At 39.2% G+C, this 14,624-nt stretch carries 15 protein-coding genes; 13 read left to right on the forward strand and 2 right to left on the reverse strand.

Features of this window, described 5'->3' with window-relative positions; all coding sequences use genetic code 11:
• The first annotated feature begins 224 nt into the window (after nt 1-224).
• From B5354_RS05060 to B5354_RS05075, 4 genes are all read left to right on the forward strand, one after another.
• Nucleotides 225-1,004, forward strand: a complete 780-nt coding sequence (locus tag B5354_RS05060; protein WP_079526494.1) for a metal ABC transporter ATP-binding protein — start codon at nt 225-227, stop codon at nt 1,002-1,004.
• Nucleotides 1,001-1,858 (forward strand): metal ABC transporter permease, encoded by an 858-nt coding sequence (locus B5354_RS05065; RefSeq protein ID WP_079526496.1) that lies wholly within the window; start codon nt 1,001-1,003, stop codon nt 1,856-1,858. The genes B5354_RS05060 and B5354_RS05065 overlap by 4 nt, the downstream gene beginning before the upstream one ends.
• Nucleotides 1,855-2,265 (forward strand): Fur family transcriptional regulator, encoded by a 411-nt coding sequence (locus tag B5354_RS05070; protein WP_079526498.1) that lies wholly within the window; start codon nt 1,855-1,857, stop codon nt 2,263-2,265. Before B5354_RS05065 ends, B5354_RS05070 begins: the two co-directional genes overlap by 4 nt.
• Before the next feature lie 117 nt (nt 2,266-2,382).
• Nucleotides 2,383-3,396 carry a metal ABC transporter solute-binding protein, Zn/Mn family gene (locus B5354_RS05075; RefSeq protein WP_079526500.1) on the forward strand — a complete coding sequence of 338 codons (1,014 nt, stop codon included), beginning with the start codon at nt 2,383-2,385 and terminating at the stop codon, nt 3,394-3,396.
• Nucleotides 3,397-3,433: 37 nt separating this feature from the next.
• Here B5354_RS05075 and B5354_RS05080 read toward each other — a convergent pair whose 3' ends face one another.
• Nucleotides 3,434-4,612: an MFS transporter gene (locus B5354_RS05080; RefSeq protein ID WP_079526501.1), complete on the reverse strand. Its 1,179-nt coding sequence runs from the start codon at nt 4,610-4,612 to the stop codon at nt 3,434-3,436.
• Between the two features lie 155 nt (nt 4,613-4,767).
• Here B5354_RS05080 and B5354_RS05085 point away from each other — a divergent pair, with 155 nt between their 5' ends.
• From B5354_RS05085 to B5354_RS05095, 3 genes are all read left to right on the forward strand, one after another.
• Nucleotides 4,768-5,160, forward strand: a complete 393-nt coding sequence (locus B5354_RS05085) for an OsmC family protein (RefSeq protein ID WP_079526503.1) — start codon at nt 4,768-4,770, stop codon at nt 5,158-5,160.
• Nucleotides 5,161-5,262: 102 nt separating this feature from the next.
• Nucleotides 5,263-5,874 carry a YczE/YyaS/YitT family protein gene (locus tag B5354_RS05090; protein ID WP_079526505.1) on the forward strand — a complete coding sequence of 204 codons (612 nt, stop codon included), beginning with the start codon at nt 5,263-5,265 and terminating at the stop codon, nt 5,872-5,874.
• 63 nt (nt 5,875-5,937) lie between these two features.
• Entirely contained in the window at nt 5,938-6,732 is a 795-nt protein-coding gene (locus B5354_RS05095; RefSeq protein ID WP_079526507.1) for a YfkD famly protein, read from the forward strand.
• Between the two features lie 4 nt (nt 6,733-6,736).
• Here B5354_RS05095 and B5354_RS05100 read toward each other — a convergent pair whose 3' ends face one another.
• Nucleotides 6,737-7,594, reverse strand: coding sequence for a mechanosensitive ion channel family protein (locus B5354_RS05100; RefSeq protein ID WP_079526509.1), 858 nt, complete (start codon nt 7,592-7,594; stop codon nt 6,737-6,739).
• 200 nt (nt 7,595-7,794) lie between these two features.
• Between B5354_RS05100 and B5354_RS20430 the strand changes: the two genes are divergently transcribed.
• From B5354_RS20430 to B5354_RS05125, 6 genes are all read left to right on the forward strand, one after another.
• On the forward strand, nt 7,795-7,941 hold the full coding sequence (locus tag B5354_RS20430) for an SE1561 family protein (RefSeq protein ID WP_176142408.1): 147 nt from the start codon (nt 7,795-7,797) through the stop codon (nt 7,939-7,941).
• Between the two features lie 121 nt (nt 7,942-8,062).
• The gene (locus B5354_RS05105) at nt 8,063-9,376 is read left to right on the forward strand and encodes a Na+/H+ antiporter family protein (RefSeq protein WP_079526511.1); all 1,314 of its coding nucleotides are present in this window, start codon (nt 8,063-8,065) and stop codon (nt 9,374-9,376) included.
• Nucleotides 9,377-9,461: 85 nt separating this feature from the next.
• Nucleotides 9,462-10,241, forward strand: coding sequence for a delta-lactam-biosynthetic de-N-acetylase (gene pdaA, locus B5354_RS05110; RefSeq protein WP_079526513.1), 780 nt, complete (start codon nt 9,462-9,464; stop codon nt 10,239-10,241).
• A 159-nt stretch (nt 10,242-10,400) separates the two neighbouring features.
• Nucleotides 10,401-11,270 carry a DNA-3-methyladenine glycosylase family protein gene (locus B5354_RS05115; RefSeq protein WP_079526515.1) on the forward strand — a complete coding sequence of 290 codons (870 nt, stop codon included), beginning with the start codon at nt 10,401-10,403 and terminating at the stop codon, nt 11,268-11,270.
• Between the two features lie 176 nt (nt 11,271-11,446).
• Nucleotides 11,447-13,336, forward strand: coding sequence for an ATP-binding protein (locus B5354_RS05120; RefSeq protein ID WP_079526802.1), 1,890 nt, complete (start codon nt 11,447-11,449; stop codon nt 13,334-13,336).
• Between the two features lie 300 nt (nt 13,337-13,636).
• A complete protein-coding gene (locus tag B5354_RS05125) occupies nt 13,637-14,485 on the forward strand; it encodes a YitT family protein (protein ID WP_079526516.1) in 849 nt (282 codons plus the stop codon).
• Nucleotides 14,486-14,624 lie beyond the last annotated feature (139 nt).

Raw genomic sequence — 14,624 nt, forward strand, 5'->3', positions numbered from 1 at the left:
GTCCTGGTGACCGGCGATTTTAGTTTACGTTAGCCTTCAATAAATGAAAGCATGTTCTTTTCCAATTTAGGAAAAGAGGTGTAACTTGCATTACGGCTTCATTCCTACTATGATATTAATGGCATTTTTAAATCGTAATCATTTTGAATTACTCGTTTACAACTGAATCGAGAACCGTTATAATTAAATCGTAATCATTCTTATTTGTGAAAGGGAACCTGTGTATGGGCAATGATAAAATTATAGAAATAGACCATGTTTCTTTTAAATATGATGCAGAGTGGATTGTGCAGGACGTGGATCTATCTATTGAAAAAGGACAATTCTTAGGTCTTGTCGGCCCAAACGGCTCTGGGAAGTCTACGCTAATTAAATTAATGCTTGGACTGGTCAAACCAGATCAGGGGAATATTCGCCTCTTTGGCCAGGAACTTCGACATTTTAATCAATGGCAGGAAGTCGGGTTTGTTTCGCAAAAAGCAAACAGTTTTAATTCAGGGTTTCCGGCAACTGTACTTGAGGTTGTGAAAACTGGGCTCGTGTCTCGTATAGGAGCCTTTCGTTTTTTTAATCGGAAACATAAAGAGAAAGCAATGAAAGCTCTAGAAATCGTTGAGATGGAAGACTACGCTGAGAGCAGTATTGGCGAATTATCAGGTGGGCAGCAGCAGCGTGTATTTATTGCCCGGGCACTTGTCAGTGATCCTTCTTTACTGATCCTGGACGAGCCCACAGTTGGTGTGGATGCCAAGCATGTAGCCAATTTCTACGACTTACTAGCTAAGCTTAATCGAGAGCAGGACATATCCTTGTTAATGGTGACACACGATATTGGAACAATAACAGAGCATGCAACACATGTTGCGTGCATGAATAAATCTCTGCACTTTCATGGAATCTCTGAAGAATATAAAGGTTTTGAAGAGGGGAACTTGAATCAATTATATGGTCATTCTGTTCAGCCGCTTACTCATAACCATCATCATGAGGTGAAACACTCATGATCGAAAGTTTTTTTCAGTATCAGTTTTTACAAAATGCAGCCATAACAGGAATGCTAATCGGGATAGTGGCACCGTTATTAGGTGTTTTTATCGTGGTTCGACGACTCTCTTTAATTGCCGACGCCCTATCTCACATAACACTGACAGGTATTGCAGCAAGTCTTCTTCTGGAAAAGAAAGTCTCAGCTGTTCAAGATCTCAACCCTGTTTATATGGGGATGGTGTTTTCGGTAGGCGGAGCTATTTTAATTGAGAAACTGCGGAAAGTCTATAAACATTATGAGGAACTGGCGATTCCTATTATATTATCTGGCGGGATCGGGTTAGGTGTGCTGCTAATCTCATTAGCAGACGGTTTCAATACAGATTTATTCAGTTACTTATTTGGCAGTGTCACGGCCGTCACTCGTTCTAATATGTGGACAGTTTTAATCATTACTATCGTTGTTATTACGATTGTTATCCTTTTTTATAAGGAATTGTTTGTGCTCTCATTTGATGAAGAACATGCTTCCATTTCCGGAGTGAATGGCAAATGGATCCATCTTTTGTTTATTGTCATGGTGGCTTTAGTGATTGCATCAGCAATGCAAGTAGTCGGAATATTGCTGGTGTCAGCTCTGATGACTCTGCCAGTTGCAGCAGCCTTACGAATTGCTGCCAGTTTCAAACAAACGATTGGGTTATCGATTGCGTTTGGTGAACTTTCCGTTATTCTTGGGTTGTATACCTCCTATCATTTAAGCGTCCCTCCTGGGGGAACCATTGTGCTGACGGCAATTATTATCTTGATGATGTCAATGCTTTATAAAAAGGTGAGAAATCAACTCTATATAAAGGGTGAAACAATATGAATGTGGAAACAGCCTTGCAACGACTTAAAGATAAAGGATACAAACGGACAAGACAAAGAGAGCGTATTGTTGAGATCTTCGTCAATCAAGACCAATACATTGCTGCAAAAGCTATTCTTAAACAAATTCAAGAAGACTTTCCAAGTGTGAGTTACGATACAGTGTATCGCAACCTTTACTTGTTAACGGAAGAAGAAATTCTTGAAGCTACGGAACTTAGCGGGGAGAAGCATTTTCGTTTAGGTTGTGAAACCCATGGTCATCATCACCATTTTATATGTACGGATTGTGGGAAAACGAAATCCATTGAGTTTTGCCCTATGGAAAGTATTAACGAACACCTGAGCGGTTATGATATTGAAAATCATAAATTTGAGATTTACGGAAAGTGTCCCCGGTGCAGTTAATAAAAGTCTGCGACACAAGTCGTGGACTTTTATTTTGTGCTGATACAAAAAGTAATGATTACAATTTAGAGGTCAGTACTATTCATGAAATGATATTCAAGAGAAGGAGGAGTAACAATGGGGAAATACGCTAGTCTTATTTTGATACTTACTTTACTTTTGTCTGCATGTGGAAATGAAACATCCCCAGAAGATTCATCAGACAAACAGTTAAAAATTCATACGACTGTATATCCGTTAAAGTATTTTACGCAGCAAATTGCTGGTGATTTAGCAGAGGTATCGAGCATCCTGCCGCCAGGAACAGACCCTCATACTTATGAGCCCACCACAAAAGAGATGATAAAAATAGCCGAAGCGGATGCTTTTATTTATAATGGAGCGGGCCTGGAGTCCTATGCGAAAACGATCGCGGATACTGTGAAGCCTGAAGGAGTGCAGATTCTAGAAGCGTCGAAAGGAATCAAACTCGAAGAACATGTTCACAACCATGGGGAGAATACCGATTCTAATGAAAAAGATACACATGGTGATGAAGAGCATTCTCATGAAGAAGAAAAGGAACGTTCACATGCAGGTGAGGGGCACGAGGGGCATACACACGGGAATCAAGACCCTCATATTTGGCTTGACCCCATTCGTTCGATTCAATTAGCTGAGAATATTAAACAAATGCTCATTTCTATACAACCAGAATCTGAGGAGCAATTTACCGAGAATTTCAATCAACTGAAAAATAAACTAGTTGATCTGGATCAGCAATTCCATAATCAGTTAGAAAGTAAGCCTAAGGATAAAATTATTGTTTCCCACGCTGCTTATGGGTACTGGGAGCATGCGTACGGAATTGAACAAGTGGCTGTCTCAGGTTTAACCCCAACTAGTGAGCCTTCGCAAAAGGAACTAGAAGATATTATTGAAACAGCACAGGAATTTCAGTTGGACTATGTATTATTTGAACAAAACGTTACACCTAAAGTAGCCAAAGTTGTTCAAAATGAAATCGGTGCAGAACCATTGCGTATTCATAACCTCTCGGTGTTAACAGAAGAAGATATTCAAGCGAATGAAGATTACTTTAGTCTAATGAAACAGAATCTAGAAGTGTTGTCTAAAGCCTTGTCAAAATAATAAAAAGCTGCACACCCATAATGGTGCGCAGCTTTTTTTACGGTGGAGAACTACTAAGGTGCTGAACATGTGGGCTCCGTTTTGAAACAGTTGATATAAATACGAGCATGAGTAATACGACAATAATATAAAAGAATGATAATCCAGGAAAAAGATCGATAACAATCCCTGACAGAAAAGGTCCTGCAATACTTCCAAGGCTAAAGGCCATGCCGCACATAATATTGCCTGCGGGAAGTAATTCCTTTGGAAGCAAGTCAGTCATATAGGATATTCCCAGTGAGAATAAAGAGCCTACAAAGAGTCCGCCTAAAGCAAAGGTTACAAATAACCACAGGGTAGAATGTTCAAAGAAGGCGGCGAGTAGGAAGGCCACGATTCCTCCCGCTACTACTGAAAGAATGACTTTTTTTCTGCCGATTTTATCACTTAAAGTTCCGAGTGGTATTTGTGATAATAAACTCGCTGCGGCAAATGATGGAATAATCAAGGATAAAGTGTTAACATCATGACCAATTCGCATTCCATAGACAGGGAAAATACCATGGAGAGTAGCTTCAAGAAATCCATACGTAAGAGGAGGGAGGAAAGCTACCCACCCAAGCTTAAGTGCCCGGCCGAACCGTCTAATTGAACTTGTACTGTAAACAGTTGTTTCGTTATGATCAGGCATCTCATTTCGTACAAACCACATGGTACTCCAAACGATCAAACTTAAAAGAGCCGATACTAGAAACGGTATGTAAAGGCTGATCGACAGTAAGTTGGTCATTAAGGGCCCGAGAGTAAACCCTACGCTGAAAAACAAACCGTAGTAGGCAATACTTCTGCCGCGGGATTCATTAGCAGCTGAGGCGGTAATCCATGTTTGGGTACCAAAATGCAGGACTTGGTCGCCAATACCAACAAGCATACGCAGAGCAAACCAAAACCATAAAGCCTGCCAAAATGGAAACAAGGCAAGCGAAATAAAGACGAGGGCTCCCCCTATCATAATGACGGGTTTGTACCCTAGTTTCTGAAGGGGTTTCTCCATAAATGGGGAAGAGATTAAAATTCCAATATATAATCCGGTAGCGTGAAGTCCGTTAATCGACGAAGAGACACCGTTTTGCTCTAAAATTACCGCTAATAACGGTAACAGCATTCCTTGAGAAAAACCGGAAATTGTCACAAGTCCAATGAGAATCCAAAATCTTGATCGTACTGAAACCATAACACCCTCCCCCTCTATATTAGCTCATCCATATTATCGTAAACGAAATGAACTTCAGTCGGCAAGGATATTGTATAGAAGAGGTTATTTACTTGCCTAAAACGGTTATTATATATATAAAGAGAAAGAAACTTTGCAGAAAGGGGAAGAGTACAATGGAATTTTATATTAAAGATGAGGGTGTTCGAACATCTTTTGATTACGGTGAACTGGACATCTCCAGCGATGAAATGAGTGGTTTCCGTCCGTTTCAGTTGATGGTTGCCTCGATTGCTGGATGCAGTTTGAGTGTGTACCGTAAAATTTTGGACAAGCAAAGAATTAATTATGAAGACATTACGGTTCAGGCAAAAGTTGAACGGAATACGGAAGCAGCCAACCGGATAGAGAAAGTCAGCCTGCGTTTTGTTGTTAAAGGGTATCATTTAAATCAAGATAAACTGCTAAAGAATTTAGAAGTTTCCCGTAATAATTGTTCCATGGTTCAATCTGTAAAGGATAGTATCGAAATAGAGGAATCTCTTGAGTGTATTCAGCTTAGCAGGTAAAATAAAGGAGCCTATCCTGAGATAAGCAGGATGAGCTTCTTTTTTTTGTATTACGAACCTGATCGGCTTACTCGAAAAGGTTCTGCATATAGGGGTGAAAGGATGAAGGCTTTTCTAGTAAAAACACTTTTTTATATATTGGGTTTAATTATTATTTCACTCGGTATTACCTTAACCATTAAAGCAGACCTTGGAGCAGGTGCATGGGATGCGATGAATGTCGGTCTCACTGAAATAATTGGCTTGACTGTGGGAAATTGGGTCATCATTATCGGCTCCATTTTGATTGGTACTAATGCTCTAATTGCAAAGGAACGTCCCGATATATTGGCGGTGATTACTATTTTAGTTATCGGGAAGATGATTGATTTCTGGCTAATCACAGGCTTGGCACATGTCTCCATTACCGGGTTTTTGACTCAGTTTGCTTTCTTGATATTAGGGATAGTTATACTTGCGATCGGCGTTTCGCTGTATTTACAGCCAAACTATTCACTCAATCCAATTGATGGTTTTATGGTGGCCTTACAGAAGAGGTTTGGTCTATCACTTACAGTAGCAAAAACTTTAACAGAAGGTTTTGCGCTTATCCTTGCCTTGTTATTTGGCGGACCAATCGGTCTTGGGACTGTAATCATCCTCGTATTAATTGGACCGACTATCCAGTTCTTTGATCCAAAAGCAGAACGTGTAATGAACAAATTGATTGCTTAAATGAGAATAGTTCAGGACCATTTTTCACAAGCTATAGAAAAATGAAAGGTGGTCAGAAACAGGATGAGATTCAAGTGGCTAGGACTTATTGTTCTTATTGGCTTCATCTCTTTAGTTTCATCACAGGGTACACTTGCCAAGGAAAAAGGACAGGACAAAAATTCAACCATCCCTAATCACGTCTTAAATATTTCAAAGGATAACACCTATCCTAACTCAACAGAAGATCAGGAAATATTAGAAGCTGAAGAATTAACAGATGAACTGATGGAAGAGTCAGATGTTCGTATTACGAACCCGCAGTTGATCGAAATGCTAAATGAAACAACCCTTCAACCTTCCCCGTTTGCCTTAGGTTACCGAGCGGAGATTTTTTTAGGACGATGGCCATTAGCTTATAAATCAACAGAATCTAATATTAATTGGGAGTATCAGCAGATTAATGTTAATGAACTTGATAATCATGGAGGCAGTCAACCAGCCAAAATGAGCTACGAGCAGAAGGAAGAAAAGCATGTAAAAGGCGGACTAACATCCAAGATCAGCCATAGTGATCAAATTATGAAGTTGATTTTATTAGAGGCACAAAAGAATTCGAAACTCCCCCTTTCATTCCATACAGTATTTGGTGCGGGAACGAAGCAGAAAAACACTTACGCTGTGCCCGTGAATAAAACAGGTGTTCTTCAAGCGTATGCCCCTGCTATCAATGAAAAAGGGGAAGTCACGTTTGGTGATGTTTACATCAAGTTAAAAGGCTCGAAAGCAACCTTGGAAATTAAAAATGTTACCAGACAAGGGATAGGAGCCTGGATTCCGATTCAGGATCATGTCAGTTTCTCTTTTGAATTAAAATAAAGCCTTACTCCTCTTTAGAGGAATAAGACTGAACTTGAACGCGCTGCTCCGCCATGGCAATGTTATGATCAAACATTGTCTCGGCAATGATACGGCGCGTTTCTTTTGATGCGGTCCAATAGACCAGGTCTTCCACAACACCTGTTATCGTATATTGATAACCATGGTATTGGTCGTTGAGTGAATACATCCCATATACTTTATAAGGTTCTATAGGCTTTTTCGCTAAATCTTTTTTCAGATACATGCCTGCTTCGTCATTCAAACGTACACATGCTGCTTCTAAAGCCGTAAACACTTTTCTTGGGTCCTCAAGAAAGTTCGTGGTTACATGTTCAATGACACGCATGTAATCTATATTATAATTCTCAATCGTATCAATTTGACCGTTGCTGACCGTCAAAAGCTTACCGCTCCATTGTCTGATTTTTAAGAAGCGAAGCCCGACATCTTCAACAATGCCGTGGTGTGTATTGTTCAGTGTAATATAATCCCCTTTATGCAGTTGTTTCTCATACAAAAGAAATATTCCTGCAAAAAAGTCTTTGATCAGACTCTGCGCGCCAAGGCCGATAATAATCCCTATGATTCCGGCACCGGCTAGAATTTTTCCGATATCAACCCATGTAGATAACACGATAATGATAAAGGCGATGAGGGCTCCGTAACTGACGATCGAGTTGATCATGGCTTCAAGTGTCTTTTCTTTTCTTTCTTCTATAAATGAAGTTCTCTTAAAAAATGATCTGATTACTTTACGAATAATCAAGACAGCAACAAATAAAATGATCGCACTGACGAGAATTTGAACGGTATTATTATATTCAAACAAGTCTATGATGAATTTTCCGAATTGTTCCACGTGAAATGCCTCCCGATTAAGCTTATGCAGGGAGCGTTTAGTTGTATAGCTCCACGACCCAAGAGACCGACAAAGTCGTCAAGGGTTTATGTGAGTTATTATACCATGCTTAATCGTGTTGTATCTTATGGACACACTTCCTGCTTTGTACTATGATAGGCAAGGTGGCTAAAAAACAAACGTTGAAAGGGTATGAGAGAATGTCTCAGCAAGAAAAACTTTCCGACCTTAAAGCGCGGTTATCTGCGTTTATGAATCGTGTTGATCAAATGGATCCTAATGATACTTCCGTTGAAGATATTGATGAACTAATAAAAATGCTTGAGGATCTTGAAAGAAAAATGTAAATAATCGATCTGACTCTCACACAATTGTGGGGGTTGATTTTTTGGTCATAATACTTTATCATGATAAATCGCTAATGTAAGAAAGCATAAAGAGAGAATACATCTGAGAGGAGCGACCATGATGGCGTCAGCTGTTATTGTATCCGTACTCGTGCTGACTATTTTAAGTTTAGCTCGAGTGAATGTTATTATAGCGATTCTTGCAGCGAGTCTTACAGCAGGAATCATGAATGGAGAAACGTTAGTAAGTTCTTTAGAACTGTTAGTTAGTGGAATGGGGGATCAGGCGAGGGTAGCATTAAGTTACATCCTGCTTGGTGCTTTTGCCGTAGCCATCAGCCATTCAGGAATTACCAGTATGTTTGTTGGCTATTTGCTAAAAGTATTAAAAGACAAGCGAACCATAACTGTTCTAATTATCGCGGGGGTAGCAAGTTTATCACAAAATGTGGTGCCTGTTCATATTGCTTTTATACCTATTCTAATTCCTCCGTTGCTTCACATGTTCGATCGCATGCAAATAGACAGGCGGGCAGTAGCTTCTGCGTTGACCTTTGGACTCAAAGCGCCTTATATAATGATTCCGATCGGCTTTGGTTATATATTTCATGAAACGATTCAGCAAGCTATGGCATCAAATGGTGTTTCCATTACAATAAATACGATTGCCAAGTCACTGTTTGTACCAGGTCTCGGGATGATTGCAGGGTTACTGTTTGCGGTGTTTGTTACGTACCGGCAGAGGAAAGAGCCTCCCCAAGCGGAGAATTTTGATGAGGAACCGAGCTCACTCCTGCGAAATTTCACACCAGAGCGTTTCAACAAAAAGCACGGGTTTACGATCATTGCGATCCTCGTAACTTTGGTAATACAAGCCTATTGGAAAGACCTTATTTTGGCTGCACTAGCCGGATTGACCCTCATGTTTATCTTTAAGGTTGTACCATTTAAAAAAGGTGATCGAATTGTTAATGATGGAATTGCGATGATGGGGACGATCGCTTTCGTCATGTTAGTAGCGGCAGGCTATGCCAATGTTCTGACAAAAACTAAATCGGTTTCTGCATTGGTTGAAGCAAGCTCCGGGTATTTAGGCGACAGCAAGGCATTGATTGCATTTGTGTTATTGCTTGTAGGATTAGTAGTGACAATTGGAATAGGATCTTCCTTTGCAACGGTTCCTATCCTGGCTGCATTGTTTGTTCCTATTTGTGTGAGTGCAGGATTCTCAGCTATGGCTATTGCTGCGTTGATTGGCACAGCAGGAGCCCTTGGAGATGCGGGGTCACCAGCTTCAGACAGTACGCTTGGTCCGACCTCAGGATTAAATGCTGATGGGAAACATAATCACATATGGGACACATGTGTGCCGACTTTCCTTCACTATAACATTCCGTTATTTATTTTCGGATTGGCGGCTTCATTGATACTTTAGAAGAAATAAATGGATAATCCTTTAAAATTTTCTTATATAATTTTCCCTATCCTATCACATACTAAGTAAAAAGTGAGTGGTAGTTATGTGGCGACAATTGTTTGCGTTATGTATTGCTTTTACTTTACTTATTCTCCCAATAACAGCGTTCGCAGAGGGATGGGGTTATAAGAAAAGCAGTGAGGGGAAAGAACCCGAAGTGGGGAAATACGGCCCTTTGGTGGAGAAATACGATGGGTTTTATGTAGATCATTCTGGTGAAAAAGTGGTTTATTTAACCTTTGATAATGGTTATGAACAGGGATATACAGGAAAAGTACTTGATATTTTGAAAAAACAACAAGTTCCTGCTGCTTTTTTTGTGACAGGTCATTATATTAAGAGTGCTCCCAAGCTCGTTAAAAGAATGGAAGAAGAAGGACATATTATCGGTAACCATTCATGGAGCCACCCTGACTTCACTAAGTTATCAAAGCAGGAAATGAAAAAAGAACTTGGAAAAGTAGAAAAATCCGTGCGAGATCTGACAGACCAAGAATCCATGACATATGTACGTCCTCCACAAGGAAAGTTTAATGAACAAACCTTAAAATGGGCCAGGGAGCTAGGCTACGTTCACGCTTTTTGGTCGCTTGCTTTTGTTGATTGGCAGACGGACCATCAGAAGGGATGGGAATATGCCTATCAGAGTGTCATTAAGCAAATTCACCCGGGTGCTGTTATATTGTTGCATACCGTGTCAAAAGATAATGCAGATGCTTTGAATGAATTGATTATCCAGCTAAGAAAAAGAGGATATCATTTTGGAAGCTTAAATGAATTAATGATGAAAAAGCTTCTCCCTTTTCCAATAGTTCATTTATAGGATGTGAAAAGACCTGGCTGTAATACTAGCCAGGTCTTTTTTTATACGTTGGATTGGTGTAAACTTACAAAAAAAAGGATAATACATAATGAAAGTCGAATGCAATAAAGAGGAACAGGTTAGGTCCTCTTTTTTGGTTTATGTAGAGGAGGGCTTAGAATGTGGGAAGTAGAGATGGAAGCTGCAGGTATATATGATTTTGATTATGCCTTGCAAAGATGGGCTATGGACCCGCTAACGCATTTAAATGAAAGGGAAAAATGGGTCGATATTCCTGTCCGTATGAAGGATGATTCCTGTGTTGTTCGAGTAACAAGCCTGGGAACAACTGAACGCCCCTTGTTTAAGATTCAAGGAGATAGTGAAAAGAATAAGGAGAGTCTTCTTGCTCATGTAGTTCATCTCTTTCAATGGAAGCGTAGTTTGGAAGAGGTTCAGGAGCACTTTGCTCATACGAATTTAGGTGACTTATTTGCGCGTTACCCCGGCACCCCGATTGTTAAGGATTTTAATTTATATGATTGTTTAATGAAAGTGATTATACACCAGCAGTTGAATATGAAATTTGCTTATACACTAAGTACAAGGTTTGTCGAACAATACGGGTATAAGAAGGATGACGTGTGGTTTTATCCTGATCCAGAAGTTGTGGCCTGTTTGGACTACGGGCAGCTTAGAGAACTGCAGTTTAGTCAGAGAAAAGCGGAATATATCATAGATACATCACGTTTAATTATGGAAGGCCGTTTAAGTTTAGACGAACTTGCTGAGAAAACGAACGAGGAGGTTATGGCTGAACTTGTAAAGATAAGGGGAGTTGGGCCGTGGACGGCAGAAAATTGGCTGATGTTTGGAGTTGGCAGAAATAATTTGTTTCCCAAAGCTGACATCGGCATCCAAAAAGCTATACAGCGTTATTTTAAGTTAGATAAACGCCCAGACTTTGAACAAATGAATGGACTAAGTGCTGACTGGGAACCCTTTAAAAGTTACGCTTCCCTGACGCTTTGGAGAAGTATAGAAGGTTGAATAAGCATTTTTTAAGTCATATTTTATCAGTTCGGCTCGTATGATGGTAAAAAGCTACTCGTCCTTATTTTTTCCAAACGAAATGCTGGGATGATATTCAAAATTTAATATCAATGCGTTATAATAAAACCCATGTTGGAAAATATGGATGGTAAAGGAAAGAGGTCTTAATATTGGTGACTAGAGAGAGGTATTCTGACCATGTTCATAGCGGAGAAGTGTTGGACATTCTAGAAGCTAGCGGTACTCCGGCATGTCTCATCAATGTCCATTACCAGTCTGTTACATTCAATGATGAAATGCGTAAAATGCTGCAGCTTGATCAAGTTTATCTATCTTTTTGTGAATGGTTGTCTTTGATCCGCACTTCAAATCGTCCGGAAATCCATCAATTAATTCATCAGACTCCTAAAGAGAAGGAGCAGAGTCTTTCAATTCATCTTAAGATTGCAAACGACTATCATATGTTTATGTGCAAGATGGTCAATTTGAAAAATGATCAAAAAGTACTTATTTTTTCAAATGCACAATCAACTGTAAACGGCTCATTACCTTATAAAAGGGATGAAGACACGTTACCCTCTAATTATTCATATTTACACTCAAATACTTCTACGAACCAATCAAAACCGGCTATTCATAACTTAGATTTGATTACGGATTCATTTACCGATCATAAAACATCATCCAAAGAAGAATTGTTTACACAAGTGGCCGACCACTTCCCACATGGGTTAGCCATGATCAATAACTATTGGGAAGTCATTTATGCAAATGATAAAATGGAGCAGTTAACAGGTCTTTCTTACCATGAGAATTCCCAGAAGAAACTTTGGGATGTGATCTCTGTAGAGGAGTATGCCAGCTTCTTTCAGCGTTGCCTGAGGGCGATGGATACTCAGGAGATGATAGAACTCGAAGGGGATATGCGCGACCAGACGGTAAAAATGACGATTTTACCTACAGCTCAAGGTTTAACATTAATTGGACAAGATATTACTTTAAATAAACAGCAGCTTCAAGCGTTACAAGCGTCTGAGAAAAGGTTTTCGATTTTAGCCAATAATATTAATGACGTTTTTTGGATCTGTGATTTTGATTTTCAAAAGGTTCATTATATCAGCCCTGCTTTTAATGAGATGTTTGGTATGAAAAGAAGAGAACTATTATCAGGCTGGTCTTCCCTGAAGAATTTGATCCATATGAATGATTACAATAAAGTGTCCAGTGCTTTCTCTATAATGAAGCAGCAAAAACATCATGTGGAGTATCGAATAACGACTAGAAGCGGGGAAGAAAAGTGGATTCGAACACAAGGGTTTCCTGTGATCAATGAAGGCGCAGAATATGTCATTGGCACACATCAGGATATTACGAAATTCAAGGAAATGGCCCAGCTTAAAGAGAAATCACAGCAATTATCAACGATTACTCAAATGGCCGCTGGTGTGGCACATGAAATAAAGAATCCCTTGACGGCCATAAAAGGTTTTCTCCAAATTGGTGCAGCTAATCCGGATTTACGGGACAATTATTATGAAATTATCCTGGATGAAGTGAACCGTATTGAATCGATTGTCCAGGATTTTATGATGCTGTCTAAACCGAAGTCTTCCATTCAATTAGAAGAAATTGATATTGAAGATGTTGTCTCCTATGTTCTGCGATTATTAGATCCTGAAGCAACCAGTAAAAATATTAACTTAACTTTTACTTGTAATATTGTAGAGAATTCTTTTCAATCAGAACCTAAAAGACTGAAGCAAATACTGCTGAACATCATTAGTAATGCCATTGATGCGACTGCCAAAGATGGTAATGTCGAAGTCTCTGCTTATACAAGAGAAGACGATTTGATCTTGTCTATTATTGACGACGGACAGGGGTTAAGTGATCAAGATCTGGCCAAACTTGGAGAACCTTTCTTTACTACGAAAGAAAAAGGAACGGGCCTTGGCGTCATGGTAACCAAAAAGATGGTTAATGATTTAAATGGTATGATTGCTTATAAAAGCGAACTGGATCAAGGGACTTCTGTCACCATCAGTTTGCCATATGATCTTTAAATTTAAAGAATCCGCTGCGGTTTTCGGCAGCGGGTTTTTTTTGATGCAGTAACTTATAGTTAGATAGTAAATTCAGAAAACATATATTCTTTTGAGGAGATATATCTTCTAACGTAAGCCTTAAGAACTATAATATCAATTGTAATGTTAAGAAAAATTACGCAATAAACGCTTACATTAAAAAACTTTATTTTTTTAAAGCAAAGCTGTTTACAAACTCTTAAAAGCCTTCTATAATCCCGATTGTACTAAAAAATAATCGACTGAATTAGATGTTATTGTGTAAGGGAGGGCTTTTGAATGATGAAAAAATTACTTTCCTTCTTACTCATAAATATTGGGTCTTTGGGAGTAGCTGTAAATGTTCATTTCTTTCTTTCGCCAAACGATTTAGCCACTGGAGGAGTAAGTGGATTATCTATTGTTATAAGCAATGTATTTCCTGATCTATCCTTGGGATTGATTATGCTTATGCTGAACGTGGTTTTATTTATTATTGGTTTTATATTTCTAGGATTTCAGTTCGGGGCTAAAACTATCTATGCAAGCTTTGCTCTATCCTTTATGGTATGGGGACTTGAAGCGTTATTTCCTATGAACCAGCCGTTGAGTGATGATTTGCTAATCCAGCTGATTATAGGACAAATCATTGCTGCTTCAGGGATGGCCATTGTATTTCATCAAGGGGCTTCCACAGGCGGAACCGATATCTTTGCTATGATCTTAAATAAATATTTCTCAATCGAGGTTGGAAAAGGAGTACTCTTTTCTGATCTTGCCATTGCTGTGTCTTCTATCTTTGTATTTGGGCCAGCGGTTGGCATGTACGCCTTCTTCGGAGTGATCCTTAATGGATTAGTAATTGATTACGCGCTGCAGCAGTTTAATCACAATAAAGAAATTGTCATCATCAGCCGGGAGAGTGAACAAGTTCGTCATTTTATTGTGCATAATCTGGGGCGTGGAGCGACAATCCATTATGCCAGAGGCGCATTCAATCAGGAAGATAAAGAAGTTATCACTACCATCATGAACAGAAAAGACTATACACGACTTAAAAAGTATATGACGGCTATCGATAACAAAGCTTTTATTACCGTCCATTCTATGAATGAAATTATGGGACAAAACTTTAAACGCTTAGCTTGAACCAGCAAATGGCAGGCCACTGGAAAAGATTGATTTTCTGGTGGCTTTTTTTATAGGAGATTATCTCATTTTAAAATTTTGAAAATTTTGATATACTTAAGTAGATCAAAATGAATAGGTACTCATAATCAAAGGAGGA

The organism is Halobacillus hunanensis, assembly GCF_900166655.1.
GTDB lineage: Bacteria > Bacillota > Bacilli > Bacillales > Halobacillaceae > Halobacillus_A > Halobacillus_A hunanensis.